General features: G+C 66.2%; 10 protein-coding genes. 9 read left to right on the plus strand and 1 reads right to left on the minus strand.

Features of this window, described 5'->3' with window-relative positions:
* Positions 1-62: 62 nt before the first annotated feature.
* The 5 genes from AC3WLM_RS09055 to AC3WLM_RS09075 all read left to right on the plus strand — a co-directional run bounded on the left by AC3WLM_RS09055 (position 63) and on the right by AC3WLM_RS09075 (position 8215).
* On the plus strand, positions 63-4760 hold the full coding sequence (locus AC3WLM_RS09055; RefSeq protein ID WP_492477170.1) for an NAD-glutamate dehydrogenase: 4698 nt from the start codon (positions 63-65) through the stop codon (positions 4758-4760).
* Between the two features lie 73 nt (positions 4761-4833).
* Entirely contained in the window at positions 4834-5607 is a 774-nt protein-coding gene (gene modA / locus AC3WLM_RS09060) for a molybdate ABC transporter substrate-binding protein (protein WP_492477171.1), read from the plus strand.
* A complete protein-coding gene (gene modB, locus AC3WLM_RS09065) occupies positions 5604-6290 on the plus strand; it encodes a molybdate ABC transporter permease subunit (RefSeq protein ID WP_492477172.1) in 687 nt (228 codons plus the stop codon). The genes modA and modB overlap by 4 nt, the downstream gene beginning before the upstream one ends.
* Complete coding sequence (locus AC3WLM_RS09070; protein ID WP_039333043.1) at positions 6280-6888, plus strand: molybdenum ABC transporter ATP-binding protein; 609 nt, start codon at positions 6280-6282, stop codon at positions 6886-6888. Before modB ends, AC3WLM_RS09070 begins: the two co-directional genes overlap by 11 nt.
* Positions 6889-6988: 100 nt before the next feature.
* Positions 6989-8215 carry an NAD(P)/FAD-dependent oxidoreductase gene (locus tag AC3WLM_RS09075; protein WP_039333041.1) on the plus strand — a complete coding sequence of 409 codons (1227 nt, stop codon included), beginning with the start codon at positions 6989-6991 and terminating at the stop codon, positions 8213-8215.
* Here the strand turns inward: AC3WLM_RS09075 and queG are convergent.
* Complete coding sequence (gene queG / locus AC3WLM_RS09080) at positions 8212-9243, minus strand: tRNA epoxyqueuosine(34) reductase QueG (RefSeq protein WP_492478108.1); 1032 nt, start codon at positions 9241-9243, stop codon at positions 8212-8214. The genes AC3WLM_RS09075 and queG overlap by 4 nt on opposite strands.
* A 124-nt stretch (positions 9244-9367) precedes the next feature.
* Here queG and AC3WLM_RS09085 point away from each other — a divergent pair, with 124 nt between their 5' ends.
* The 4 genes from AC3WLM_RS09085 (at position 9368) to msrB (ending at position 13638) form a co-directional block, all read left to right on the plus strand.
* A complete protein-coding gene (locus AC3WLM_RS09085; RefSeq protein ID WP_492477173.1) occupies positions 9368-10357 on the plus strand; it encodes an ABC transporter ATP-binding protein in 990 nt (329 codons plus the stop codon).
* The gene (locus AC3WLM_RS09090) at positions 10354-11583 is read left to right on the plus strand and encodes an ABC transporter permease (protein WP_492477174.1); all 1230 of its coding nucleotides are present in this window, start codon (positions 10354-10356) and stop codon (positions 11581-11583) included. The genes AC3WLM_RS09085 and AC3WLM_RS09090 overlap by 4 nt, the downstream gene beginning before the upstream one ends.
* 77 nt (positions 11584-11660) lie before the next feature.
* Complete coding sequence (locus AC3WLM_RS09095) at positions 11661-12998, plus strand: cytochrome P450 (RefSeq protein ID WP_492477175.1); 1338 nt, start codon at positions 11661-11663, stop codon at positions 12996-12998.
* Between the two features lie 145 nt (positions 12999-13143).
* Entirely contained in the window at positions 13144-13638 is a 495-nt protein-coding gene (gene msrB / locus AC3WLM_RS09100) for a peptide-methionine (R)-S-oxide reductase MsrB (protein ID WP_039333031.1), read from the plus strand.
* Positions 13639-13653: the final 15 nt, after the last annotated feature.

A 13653-nucleotide genomic window follows, 5' to 3' on the forward strand; every position in this document is an offset into this window, starting at 1 on the left:
CGCGTATTCAATAATTACACGAGAGAGAAATATCCTCTCGCAAGGAGAGTCGGGAACACGCCATGGCGTCAACGTCCGCAAGCCGTCCGCAAGCCCCTGCCGCTTCCTCTTCGCAGCCCCCCTCCGATCAGCTTTCATTGGCCTTGGCCGAGCGGTTTGCCGGCGCGCTGCTGCCCGACGAAGCGATGGATTTCGATGCTGCGCGCCTCGCCGAAGCGGCCCGTTTTGCCGCCGGCGCTGCTGCACAGCGCCAGGGCAGTGATCCTGCCATCGCCATCGAAAGCGTCAGCGGCTCGGATAGCGACGGTCGGCATCTGCGCCTCGCCGTGATCAACGACGACATGCCGTTTCTGGTCGATTCGATCACCTCGGCCATTACGGCGCAGGGCCTGGCGATCGACCGTCTCGTCCATCCGGTCGTTGCGGTGCGCCGCGACGGCGAAGGCAACCTCACCGAATTTCCGGCGGGCGACGCTTCGGGCGAACGCCGCGAATCCATCGTCTATCTCGAAACCGAACGCGCCGATGCCCGACAACGCCGCGGCCTTGTCGCCGCGCTCGAGGAAACGCTGCGAGACGTGCGCGCTGCGGTTACCGACTGGCCGCTGATGCAAGCGGCCATGCGTGAGGATGCGGCTGGTCTTGCCGATCCCGAAGGCGCCGCACTTCTGCGCTGGCTCGCCGATGGGATGCTCACCCAGCTCGGCAGCGTCACGCGCAATCGCGATGGCAGCGAAGAGAAGGCGCTCGGCATCTGCCGCGCCAGCGACCGCAGCCTGCTTGCCGCAAGTTCCTTTGACCGCGCCTTTCGCTGGTTCGAAAGCGGAAAGGGCCGCGCGCCCCTGATCGTCAAGGCGAACCGTATCGCCAACGTTCACCGCCGCGTGCCGCTTGATCTGTTCATGGTTCCGCGCATTGAAGGTGGCAAGGTCGTGGCCCTGTCTGTCCATGCCGGGGTCTGGACCAGCGCCGCGCTTGCCGCAGCGCCAGATCGCATCCCCCGCCTGCGCACGCAGCTTGCCGAGCTGATGGACAAGTTCGGCTTTGCCGCCAACGGCCACGCCGGCAAGGCGCTGGTCCATGCGCTCACTGCGCTGCCGCACGATCTTCTCGTCAGCTTCGACGATGCCGATCTCGAGCGTGTCTCTACCGCGATGATGAGCCTGGTCGATCGCCCGCGTCCGCGCCTTGCTCTGGTCGAAGCTCCGCTCGCACGGCACCTTTTCGCTTTCGTCTGGCTCCCGCGCGATGTGCTGTCGACCGAGGTTCGCCTCGCCATCCGCGACATGCTCGAAGCGGCCGCCGGTGCGCAGGTGATCGACTGGTCGCTGCAGGTAGAGGGCAGCACCTTGGCCATGCTGCGCTTCGTGCTCGATGTGCGCGATCAGGATGGGCAGGTCGATGAGGCGGCCCTCGATCTGCAATTGCAAGGCATGGTGCGTGGCTGGGCGGGCGCTGTCGAAGCCGAGCTGGCCGCCAGCGAAGAACCTTCGCGCGCTGCCGCGATCGCTGCGCGCTATGCCGATGCCTTCCCCTTGTCCTACCGCAACGCTTCGGGCGCTGCCGAGGCAGCACGCGATATCCGCGTCCTGCGCACGCTGGCGGGCAGCAAGGCCCCGCGCCGTGCCGTTCGCCTGCATCGCAACCCGGGCGAGGCGGTGCTGCGCCTCAAGCTCTATCAGCGCGAGGGTGCGATCGTCCTCTCCGATGCTGTGCCGGTGCTCGAAAACTTCGGTTTTCGCGTGCTCGAGGAAGTGCCCACCCCGCTCGACGGCGGCCGCCTTGGCTATATCCACGATTTCCTCGTCGCTCACCCGGCCGACAGCTCGATCGAAGACCTGCTATCGCGCGCGGCCTCGATCGAAAGCTCGCTCGCGGCCGTGATCAACGGCGCGGCAGAGGATGACGCATTCAACCGCCTGATCGTCGCCACCGGCCTCACCGCGGTCGAGGCGAACTGGCTCCGCGCCTTCTACCGTTACTTGCGCCAGGCCGGCATGACCTTCGGCATCCCCACCGTGGTCGAAGCGCTCAAGAACGCCCCCGCCGTCACCCGTGGCCTCGTCGCCGCCTTCGTCGCCCGCCACGACCCTGCCTTCACCGGCCAGCGCGATCAGGCCTTTGCCCAAGCCGAGGAGCGCATCAAGACCGGCCTCGCCGGCGTCGCGGCCATCAACGACGACCGCCTCCTGCGAAGCTTCCGCGCGCTGGTCGGCGCCATCCTGCGCACCAATGCGTTCGCGCCTGCTGCGGCAGAGGCAATGGCCTTCAAGATCGATTCCGCACTTGTTCCCGGCCTGCCCAAGCCGCTGCCGTGGCGGGAGATCTTCGTCTATTCACCGCGCGTCGAAGGCATCCACCTGCGCGCCGGCCCGGTCGCCCGCGGGGGCCTGCGCTGGTCCGACCGCCGGGACGACTTCCGCACCGAGATCCTCGGCCTGATGAAGGCGCAGCGGGTGAAGAATGCCGTCATCGTGCCCACCGGTGCCAAGGGCGGCTTCTATCCCAAGCAGCTCCCTGATCCTGCGAAGGACCGCGAAGGCTGGCTCGCCGAAGGCAAGGCCTCCTATCAGGTGTTCATCCGCACCCTGCTGTCGATCACCGACAACATCATCGAGGGCAAGGTCGTCCATCCCGCCCACGTCGTGATCCGGGATGGCGAGGACCCCTACTTCGTTGTCGCCGCCGACAAGGGCACTGCCTCCTTCTCCGACGTTGCCAACGCCATCGCCGAATCGAAGGACTTCTGGCTCGACGATGCCTTCGCCAGCGGCGGCTCGAAGGGCTACGATCACAAGGCCATGGGCATCACCGCGCGCGGTGCGTGGCTCTCGGTCCGCCGCCATTTCCTCGAACTGGGCGTCGATGTGCAGAGCGAGCCGATCCGCGTCGCTGGCTGCGGCGACATGTCGGGCGACGTGTTCGGCAACGGCATGCTGCTGTCAAAGGCGCTCAAGGTCGTGGCCGCGTTCGACCACCGCCACATCTTCCTCGATCCCGATCCCGATCCGGCGCGTAGCTGGGAAGAGCGCAACCGCATGTTCGCGCTGCCCCGCTCAAGCTGGGACGACTACGACAAGAGCCTGATCTCGGCAGGCGGCGGTGTCTTCCCGCGCTCGATGAAATCAATCCCGCTTTCAGCCGAAGTCCAGGCCCTGCTCGGGGTCGAATTGCCCGAGATCGATCCGGATTCGCTGATCTCCCTGATCCTGCAGAGCCCCGTGGACCTCCTGTGGTTCGGCGGCATCGGTACCTACGTGAAGGCGAGCACGCAGAACAACGTCGACGTCGGCGATCCTTCCAACGATTCCGTCCGCGTATCTGCCAACGAAGTCCGTGCCAAGGTCATCGGCGAGGGCGCCAATCTCGGCACCACGCAGGCCGCGCGCATCGAATTCTCGCTGCATGGCGGGCGCATCAACACCGACTTCATCGACAATTCCGCCGGCGTCGATTGCTCCGACAACGAGGTCAACATCAAGATCGCGCTCGCCGCAGCCAAGCGATCCGGCAAGTTGACCGAGAACGCCCGCGTCGAGCTGCTGGCGGCGATGACCGACGAGGTTGCGCACCTCGTGCTCGAGGACAACCGCCTGCAGGCGCTGGCCCTCTCCATCGCCGAACGCGGTGGCGCTACTGCCATGCCGGCATGGTCGCGCCTGATCGACGTGCTTGAGGAAGGCGGTGATCTCGATCGCAAGACCGAGGGCCTCGCCGGCGCCGAAGACCTCGCCCGTCGCGCCGCGTCCGGGCAGGGCCTCACTCGCCCCGAACTCGCCGTCCTGCTCTCCAGCAGCAAGCTCGTCCTCCAGCGCGAACTGGAAGAGAGCAAGGTGGTCGATGACCCGGTGCTGGAAGAGGAACTCGTCGCAGCCTTCCCGCCGCAGATGCAGGAACCCTTCGAAAGCGAGATCGTCCACCACCGCCTGCGTCGCGAAATCATCGCCACCAAGCTCGCCAACCGCATCATCAACCGCATGGGGCCGGTCATCCCGTTCGAACTGTGCGAAGAGGAAGGCGTCTCGCTCGCGCAGGTCGCTGCGGCCTTCGTCGCGGCAGAGCGCCTGCTCGACTTGCGCAAGACCTGGGGCCTGCTCGATTCGGCGCAGATGCCCGAAACCCTCCGGCTCGACCTGTTCGACCGCGTGGCGCAAGGCCTGCGCGGCCATGTTGCCGATGTCCTGCGTGCGGGCCGCGGCACGCAATCGCCCGACGACCTGATCGAGGACCTGTTCGGCGGCGTCGCGCTGCTTTCGCATACCACCGCAGAACTGCTGCGCGGTGCCGCGCAGGCGCAAGCTCGCCGCATGGCGGACGACCTTGCCACCAGCGGCGTGCCCGCCGAAATCGCCGCGCGCCTTGTCCACCTCTACGACATGGACGGCGCCATCGGCCTCGCCCACCTTGCAGGCGAACTCAATGTCGATGCCGCAGCCCTGACCGGTGCCTTCGCCGATCTCGGCGCGGCGCTCGGCATCGACTGGGCACAGCAAGCGGCGCGGCGGATGAACCCGTCAGACCCATGGGAGCGTCTGCTTGTCGCCGGCCTCGCCCGCGATTTCCAGCAGATGCGCCTCGATTTCCTCGCGCGCTCGAAGGGCGGTTCACCCGATGCCTTCGTCAGCGACTGGCTTACGGCCAATGCCGCGGCGGTGCGGCAGTTCCGCAGCCTCGTCGCCCGCGCTCAGGCCGCTCCGGTGGTGTCACCGGCCATGCTGGCGCAAGTGGCCAGCCAGGCAAGGACATTGCTCGGCCGGTAAGCTGTCCAAGCAAGACATTGCCGCAGCGGCATCATGGTATATACAGCCGAACATAGCTTGTTCCGGAACCGTGATGTCGCCGATTCTGCTGCGCGCCCTCTTTGCCCTGCTGATCGCGCTTGCGGGCGCCACTCCGGCGCTTGCGCAGGAGAAGGGGCCGCTGGTCCTCGCAGCCGCCAGCCTGCAGGAAGCGATGACCGATGCAGCCGCCGCCTGGGCCAGGAAGGGTCACCCGCGCCCCGTCCTGTCGTTCGCCGCTTCATCGGCCTTGGCGCGTCAGGCCGAAGCGGGCGCCCGCGCCGATCTCTTCGCCTCTGCCGATGAGGAGTGGATGGACTACCTTCAGGGCAAGTCCCTGCTCAAGTCCGGCACCCGCGCCCGCCTGACCGAGAACCGCCTCGTCCTCGTTGCCCCGCTGCCAAGCCGCCTGAACCTGCAGATCACCCGCAACTTTCCGCTGGCCAAGGCGCTTGGGACCCGCCGCCTCGCCATGGCCGATCCGGCCGCCGTCCCCGCCGGACGTTACGGACGCGAAGCGCTCAGCAGGCTGGGCGTCTGGACCGGCGTCGCGGGCAAGGTCGCCGCCGCCGAGAACGTCCGCGCAGCCCTCGCGCTGGTTGAACGTGGCGCCGCCCCCCTCGGTATCGTCTACGCGACCGATGCCATGGCCTCGCGCCGCGTGCGAGTGGTGGGGACTTTCCCCGCAACAAGTCACCAGCCGATCACCTACCCTGTCGCCCTGCTTGCAACCTCGCGCCATGGCGATGCCGAAGCCTTCCGTCGCTTCCTGATCTCGCGCGAAGGTCGCGCCATCTTTCTCCGGCGCGGGTTCGGCCAGCGGCGATGACTCCCGAAGAGTTGGAGATCGTCCGGCTTTCGCTCAGGGTCGGCGCCGTCGCGGTCGCAGCCTGCCTGCCTGTCGCTTTCGCTCTGGCATGGGCTCTGGCGCGAGGGCGATTTCCCGGCAAGGTCATGCTCGATGCGCTGATCCACCTGCCGCTGGTCCTGCCCCCGGTCGTCACCGGCTGGCTGCTCCTGCTCGCCTTCGGACCGCAAGGCCCGATCGGCGCGTGGGTGGAGCAGGCGCTCGGCCTCACCTTCATGTTCCGCTGGACCGGGGCCGCGCTTGCCGCTGCCGTCATGGCGCTGCCTTTGATGGCCCGCGCCATGCGCCTGTCGATCGAAGCCGTCGACCAGCGCCTAGAAGCCGCGGCGATGACACTGGGCGCCTCGCGCTGGCGCGTGTTCCGCACCATCACTGTTCCGCTCGCGCTGCCCGGCGTGATTGCCGGAACCGTGCTCGGCTTTGCCCGCTCGCTCGGGGAATTCGGCGCAACGATCACCTTCGTCAGCAACATTCCCGGCGAAACGCAGACCTTGCCGCTGGCCATCTACAGCGCACTGCAAGTACCCGGCGGTGAAGATGCGGTGACCCGGCTGGCGGCCACGTCCGTGGCGCTGTCGCTGATCGCGCTGGTCGTGTCCGAGATGCTTGCCCGGCGCATGGGGAGAAGCTCCCATGTCCTTTGAGGTGAAGGTATCGCGTCGGCTGGGCAAGGCGATGGTTGCCTGCAATTTCCTTGCCCCCAATGGATTGACCGCACTGTTCGGTCCTTCGGGCGCGGGCAAGAGCTCGGTGCTCAACATGGTTTCCGGTCTGCTGCGGCCCGATCACGGCCGGATCGTAGTCGGCGGCCAAGTCCTGTTCGACAGCGCCGCCGGAATCGACATACCCGTCCAGCAGCGCCACTCGGGCTATGTCTTCCAGGACGCGCGCCTGTTCCCGCACATGCGGGTCCGTGCCAATCTTGCCTATGGCGCGCGTGGCGATGGACCGATGTCACAAGCCGATGTCATCGACTTCCTCGGGCTTGCCCATCTGCTCGATCGCTGGCCACGAAGCCTGTCGGGCGGAGAAGCCCAGCGGGTTGCCATCGGCCGGGCACTGCTGTCCAACCCGCGCTTCCTGCTGATGGACGAACCGTTGGCCTCGCTTGACCGCGCCCGCCGCGAAGAGATCATGCGCACCATCGAGCGCCTGCGCGACGAAGTGGGTTTGCCCATCCTCTACGTCAGCCATGATCGCGCAGAAGTCGAACGGCTCGCCGGGGCGATCGTCGAAATCTGATCCGGGCAATCGGTTGGCTGAAACGGACTTTTCCGCGTCTGTCAGTTGACGAACGCGGGCTTTTGGCCAAACGCCCTCGCAACAGCCGGGAGGATTCGCAATGGAACAGGCAGACGTCATCATCGTGGGTGCCGGGCACGGCGGCGCGCAGGCCGCGATCGCGCTGCGCCAGAACGGCTTTGAAGGCCGCATCCTGGTGATCGGGCGCGAGCCGGAAATTCCCTACGAGCGTCCGCCGCTGTCCAAGGAATACCTCGCGCGCGAAAAGACCTTCGAGCGCATCTGCATCCGCCCGGCACAGTTCTGGGAGGACAAGGCCGTCGAGATGAAGCTCGGCGCCGAAGTCGTCTCGCTCGATCCCGCCGCACACACAGTGAAGCTCGGCGATGGCAGCGAGATCGGCTACGGCAAGCTGATCTGGGCCACTGGCGGCGATCCGCGCCGCCTGTCCTGCATGGGGGCAGACCTCAAGGGCGTCCACGCCGTCCGCACCAAGGAAGATGCCGACCGGCTGATGGCGGAGCTGGACGCCGGAGCCAAGCGCGCCGTGGTCGTCGGCGGAGGCTATATCGGCCTCGAAGCTGCCGCCGTGCTGACCAAGTTCGACGTTTCGGTCACCCTGCTCGAAGCCCTGCCGCGCGTGCTTGCGCGCGTCGCCGGTGAAGCGCTGTCCGAATTCTACCAGGCCGAACACCGCGCCCATGGCGTCGATCTGCGCACCGGCGCGGCGATGGATTGCATCGAAGGCGATGGCGTCAAGGCGACCGGCGTGAAGATGCAGGACGGGTCGGTCATCCCGGCCGATATCGTCATTGTCGGCATCGGCATCGTCCCGTGCGTGGGCCCGCTGCTGGCCGCTGGCGCTTCAGGCGGAAACGGCGTCGATGTCGACGAACTGTGCCGCACCTCGCTGCCCGATGTCTATGCGATCGGCGATTGCGCGGCTCACTCGAACGACTTCGCCGACGGCGCCGTGATCCGCCTCGAATCCGTCCAGAACGCCAACGACATGGCCACCACCGTTGCCAAGTGCATCTGCGGCACCGAAGCGCCCTACAAGGCGACGCCGTGGTTCTGGTCCAACCAGTATGACCTGCGCCTGCAGACGGTCGGCCTCTCCACCGGACATGACAACGCCGTGCTGCGCGGCGATCCGGCCACGCGCTCGTTCTCGGTGGTCTACCTCAAGAACGGCAAGGTCATCGCGCTCGATTGCGTGAACATGGTCAAGGACTACGTGCAGGGCAAGAAGCTGGTCGAAGCCCGCGCCCAGATCGCACCTGAACAGCTCGCCGACGCCAGCGTTCCGCTCAAGGAAATGCTCTAGGCCAAACGGGCCACGGCCCAGCGGGCGGCATCTGCCACCGCCGGGTCGGGATCGTCGGCAAGGGCTGTCACCGCAGGGAGCAATGCCCGCTCGCCGCTGTTGCCCGCCGCATAAAGGCAATTGCGCACCATCCGGTCCCGCCCGATCCGCTTGATCGGACTGCCGCTGAACACCTGCCGGAACGTGGCATCGTCCAGCGCCAGCAGTTCCTTGAGCTTCGGCGCGGTCAGTTCGGCGCGGGGGAGGAACGCCCGGTTGGCCTGCGCGGCCCTCGCAAAGCTGTTCCACGGACAGGCCGCCAGGCAATCGTCACAGCCATAGATGCGGTTGCCCAGCGCCTCGCGGAATTCCTCCGCCACCGGCCCCTTGTGCTCGATCGTCAGGTAGGAAATGCACCGCCGCGCATCCAGTTGATAGGGCTTGGGAAAAGCATTCGTCGGACAGGCTGTCTGGCACGCCGTGCACGATCCGCAGCGGTCGGCATGCGGTGCATCGGGCGTCAGGTCCAGCGTGGTATAGATCGCGCCCAGGAACAGCCACGAACCATGGGTCCGGCTGACGAGGTTGGTATGCTTGCCCTGCCACCCGATCCCCGCTGCCTGCGCCAGCGGCTTTTCCATCACCGGCGCGGTATCGACGAAGACCTTGACCTCGGCCCCCGGCACCTCGGCCACCAGCCAGCGCGCCAGCGCCTTGAGATTGCGCTTCACCACGTCATGATAATCGCCGCCCTGGGCATAGACCGAAATGCGCCCGCGCTCCGGGTGCGCCTCCAGCGCGCGGGGGTCCGCGGCCGGGGCGTAGCTCATCCCCAGCGCGATCACGCTTCTCGCATCGGGCCACAGGGATTGCGGCCCTCGGCGATGATGGAGCCGGGTTTCCATCCACTCCATCGATCCGTGGCATCCCTCGCCCAGCCACTGTTCGAGTCGGGCCGCTCTGAGGGGGTCGTCATGGGCAGGCGCGATGCCGCAGGCGGCAAAGCCCAGGCGCGTGGCTTCTGCTGCCAGTTTGCCCTCGAGAGTCAGGCCTTCGCTGCCAAGAGTTGCCCCTCTGCCCCCGGGAGTTGCCTCTCTGCCTTCGAGAGTTGGACTTGAGTTAACCACACTTGCTGCCCTGCTCGTTCATCGCCTATCGCTAGGGCGATGACCCATGAAGATCGAGCTAGGGGAATGGCCGGTGGCTGGCAACGCGGTTGACAGTGCCGGAGAGGAACTCGCCATCGAGGCGCGGGGTCTTATCAAGCGCTTCGACGGTTTCACGGCTGTCGATGGCGTGGACATATCCGTGCCCAAGGGCGCGATCTATGGCATTCTCGGCCCCAACGGCGCCGGCAAGACCACGACGCTGCGCATGTTGCTGGGCATCATCGATCCGGACGCGGGCTATCGCCGCGTGCTGGGCCACGAACGCCCGACCGAGGTCGCCCGTCGCATCGGATACCTGCCGGAGGAACGCGGCCTCTATCCCGCGATGAAGGCATACGAGGCAATCGGCTTCCTCGCCGCCCTGCGCGGCGTGCCGCTCAAGGAGGGACGCCGCCGCGGGCGCGAATTGCTGGAAGAACATGGTCTTGGCTATGCGGCCGATCGCCAGATCCGGCAGATGTCGAAAGGCATGGCGCAGACCGTCCAGCTGCTCGGCACGCTCGTCCACAAGCCCGATCTCGTCGTGCTGGACGAGCCCTTCTCAGGGCTTGACGCCATCAACCAGGGCAAGCTCGAGCGCATGATCCGTGCGTTGGCAACGGGCGGTACCACGGTGATTTTCTCGACCCACGTCATCGCCCATGCCGAGCGCCTGTGCGACAGGATTGCGATCATCGCCGGCGGCAAGGTGCCCTTCGCAGGACCGGTAGACCTGGCCCGCGACCGCCTGCGCCCGCAGGTCCGGCTCGAAACGCGTGCGCAGGATGGGCCTTGGCGCGCCGCGCTCCCCGTCGACGTGCGGCACGAAGGCGCGTTCTGGTATTTCACACTGCCCGAAACCGGTGTCGAGCCACTGCTGCGCGCGCTGATCGAAGGCGATGCCGGCATTCTCAGCCTGTCGATCGAGCGGGCGGGGCTGCACGATGCCTTCGTTGCCATCGCCGGCGAGGCAGCGGCCAAGGCGCTCGAGGAAAGCGAAGGAGAGGCGCGGTGAGCGGATTTGCCGAAAAGCTGCGCTGCGCGCTGGTCATCGCCCGGCGCGATTTCGTCGCGGTGGTGTTCTCCAAGACCTTCATCTTCTTCCTGATCGGCCCGGCTTTCCCGCTTGTCGTGGGTGGCCTTGCCGGAAACATTGGCGCCAAGGTCCAGCAGAACGTCGAGCGGCCGACCATCGGTCTTGCCATGAGCGCGGAGGACAACAGGCGCATGATGGCCGCGCGCGAAGAACTGGACGGGCGAATGGCCGGTGGCCTGCCCGACATGATCGAACTTGCCGCCGCCGCGCCAGGAAAGGCCTTCGATGCCCGGAGCGCCCTTGCCGATGGCAACCGCGAGGTGACTGCGGTGGTCGGCGGGACGCTCGATGGACCGACCCTGACCGCAACCGCCGACCGTGCACGCCAGTGGGTCGGCCTTGTTTCCAACCTTGCCGCGCGCGCCCGCGCCGAGGCGCCAACGGCCTATCCGGACGTGCAGGTCGAGGAGGTCAACACGTCGATTGCGAAGGTCCGCACCGGCCAGATCTACACGGCACAGGGCGCTCAGGTTCTGCTGTTCCTGCTGACCATGCTGCTGGCGGGCATGGTCCTGTCCAACCTTGTCGAGGAAAAGGGCAACAAGATCATCGAGGTGCTGGCTGCGGCCATCCCGATGGACGCCCTGTTCATGGGCAAGCTCTTTGCCATGCTTGCCGTCAGCCTTGTCGGCATTGCCGTGTGGGGTACGGCCATCGGCGCGATCGTGCTGGCCGGTTCTGAAAGCCTGCCCAGCCTGTCCGCCCCGGCAGTGGGCTGGCCACTGTTCCTGACCCTCGGTTTCCTCTACTTCGCGATGGCCTATCTGCTGATGGGATCCCTGTTCCTGTCGATCGGCGGCATGGCGGCCACGGTGCGGGAGGTGCAGACGCTTTCGATGCCCGTCTCGATGTTCCAGCTGATGGTGTTCTTCTTCTCGAGCTATGCGCTGACGATGCCGGGCACGTGGGTGGAATGGCTTTCGATAATCTTCCCGGTCAGTTCGCCCTACGCCATGCTGGCGCGCGCCGCGCAACAGCCCGAGGTGTGGCCGCACGTCCTTGCGCTGCTGTGGCAGGCGTTCTGGGTTGTCGTGATCGTGCGGGCCGGGGCACAGCTGTTCCGCCGGACGGTGATGAAGTCAGGCCCGGCGCGCGGCAAGGCCAGGGGCGGCGTGTTCGCACGGTTCAGGCGCAAAGCTTATTGACACCCGTGTAGGTTGTGGCAAGCTACCAAAGTGACGAGGACCGTGCGGGCAACGTGCGGCCGTTCCGGAGGATAGCCATGGCCACGCAGCTTGCACCCGAAGCCCAGCAGTTCACCTACCGCAGCTCTCCCACCGCGATCGAGGCGTTCACCGCCTGGCTCAAGGAGAACCCGCAAGGCGCCCCGGTCCACAATCACAAGTGGGATGTCAGCCGATCGGACATCTATGTCGAGGATCGCTGGCAGCCGATCTTTGCAGAGATGCGTGCGCAAGCACCTGTCAACTTCATCCCCGAATCGCCCTACGGTGCCTACTGGAACGTGGTGAACCACAAGGCGATCCAGCACGTCGAATCGCTTCCCGAACTCTATTCCTCGTCATGGAAGCATGGCGGCATCACCATCGGCGATCCCCCGGCAGATACCGATCCTGCGCTGCTGGCCGAACGGCAGCTGCCGATGTTCATCGCCATGGACCGGCCCGAGCATACCGGCCAGCGCCGCACTGTCGCCCCCGCCTTTACCCCGGCCAAGATGGTCGAGATGGAGCGGGAGATCCGCCAGCGCACCGGCGAGGTGCTCGATTCGCTGCCGTGGGGCGAGAAGTTCGACTGGGTCGACAAGGTCTCGATCGAACTCACCACCGGCATGCTGGCGCTGCTGTTCGGCTTCCCGTGGAAGGATCGCCGATTGCTGACGTTCTGGTCGGACTGGGCCGGTGACGTCGAACTGATCCTCGCCCGCGAACTGTCCGACATGCGTTTCGGCTTCCTTGGCGAGATGGCGCACTATTTCCAGCGCCTGTGGGGCGAACGCATGCGCGCCGAGCCCTCTGGCGATCTCATCTCGATGATGATCCATTCCGAGGCAATGAACCACATGAGCCCGCAGGAGTTCATGGGCAACCTCGTGCTGCTGATCGTCGGCGGCAACGATACCACGCGCAACACGATGTCAGGCATCGTCCACGCGCTCGACCAGTTCCCCGACCAGCGTGACCTGCTCGCCCGCGATCCTTCGCTGATCCCCAACGCGGTGCAGGAATGCATCCGCTATGTCACCCCGCTGGCGCACATGCGACGCACGGCGACGGCCGATGCCTACCTGTTTGGCCAGCAGATCAAGGCCGGCGAGAAGCTGATCCTGTGGTACATTTCGGCCAACCGCGACGAGAGCGTGTTCGAGAACGCCGACAAGCTGATCGTCGATCGCGACAATGCGCGGCGGCACCTGTCCTTCGGCTATGGCGTGCACCGCTGCGTCGGCGCGCGTCTGGCGGAATTGCAACTGCGCATCCTGCTCGAGGAAATGCACGAGCGGCGGATGCAGGGGCGCGTGGCTGGCGCAGTGGAGCGCGTTCGCGCCAACTTCGTCCACGGCTTCCGCAAGCTCGAGGTCGTGCTCGAAAAGCGGTAATCGCGGATACAGGTCGTCGTGCTATGACCTGCGTCACGATGGAGCAGGCAGGACCAGGCTAGCATGGCCCAAGTCCTGCCGGTGGGCACTCCGCCCCCGAGGTAACACCCTCTCTCCCATCGGCAGGACACCGGAAGGTTTGCAGATGATCGCCCAGTCAACCTCGCGTCGCAGCTTCATGGCTTTCCTCGCCGCAGGCTCGGTCCTGCCCTTTGCCAGCGCCTGCAGTGCCAAGCCTGCGGCCAAGGGCACGTTCCCGATCATGAAGAGCGAGGCCGAATGGCGCCGTGTCCTGACGGCAGAACAGTTCTACATCCTGCGCGAGGAAGGCACGGAACGCCCCTTTACGTCGCCACTGCTGAAAGAGCATCGCAAGGGCACCTTCGTCTGCGCGGCCGATGGCCATCCGCTGTTCTCGTCCGCCACCAAGTTCGATAGCGGGACCGGCTGGCCCAGCTTCTGGAAGCCCCTGCCCAAGGGCGTGGCGACCAGTTCCGACCGTTCGCTGGGAATGGTCCGTACCGAAGTCCACTGTACGCAATGCGGCGGCCATCTCGGCCATGTCTTTGACGACGGCCCTGCGCCCACGGGGCTGCGCTATTGCATCAACGGCGATGCGCTGAAGTTCCGCCCTGCCTGATTGCAGGACCTGAGC

This window comes from Novosphingobium sp. FW305-C-30-35, assembly GCF_058783135.1.

Excerpts from the sequence above, each read along its gene's own strand:
- AC3WLM_RS09055 (WP_492477170.1), top strand. The coding sequence starts at position 63 with ATGGCGTCAACGTCCGCAAGCCGTCCGCAAGCCCCTGCCGCTTCCTCT.
- modA (WP_492477171.1), top strand. The coding sequence starts at position 4,834 with ATGTCGCCGATTCTGCTGCGCGCCCTCTTTGCCCTGCTGATCGCGCTT.
- modB (WP_492477172.1), top strand. The coding sequence starts at position 5,604 with ATGACTCCCGAAGAGTTGGAGATCGTCCGGCTTTCGCTCAGGGTCGGC.
- AC3WLM_RS09070 (WP_039333043.1), top strand. The coding sequence starts at position 6,280 with ATGTCCTTTGAGGTGAAGGTATCGCGTCGGCTGGGCAAGGCGATGGTT.
- AC3WLM_RS09075 (WP_039333041.1), top strand. The coding sequence starts at position 6,989 with ATGGAACAGGCAGACGTCATCATCGTGGGTGCCGGGCACGGCGGCGCG.
- AC3WLM_RS09085 (WP_492477173.1), top strand. The coding sequence starts at position 9,368 with ATGAAGATCGAGCTAGGGGAATGGCCGGTGGCTGGCAACGCGGTTGAC.
- AC3WLM_RS09095 (WP_492477175.1), top strand. The coding sequence starts at position 11,661 with ATGGCCACGCAGCTTGCACCCGAAGCCCAGCAGTTCACCTACCGCAGC.
- msrB (WP_039333031.1), top strand. The coding sequence starts at position 13,144 with ATGATCGCCCAGTCAACCTCGCGTCGCAGCTTCATGGCTTTCCTCGCC.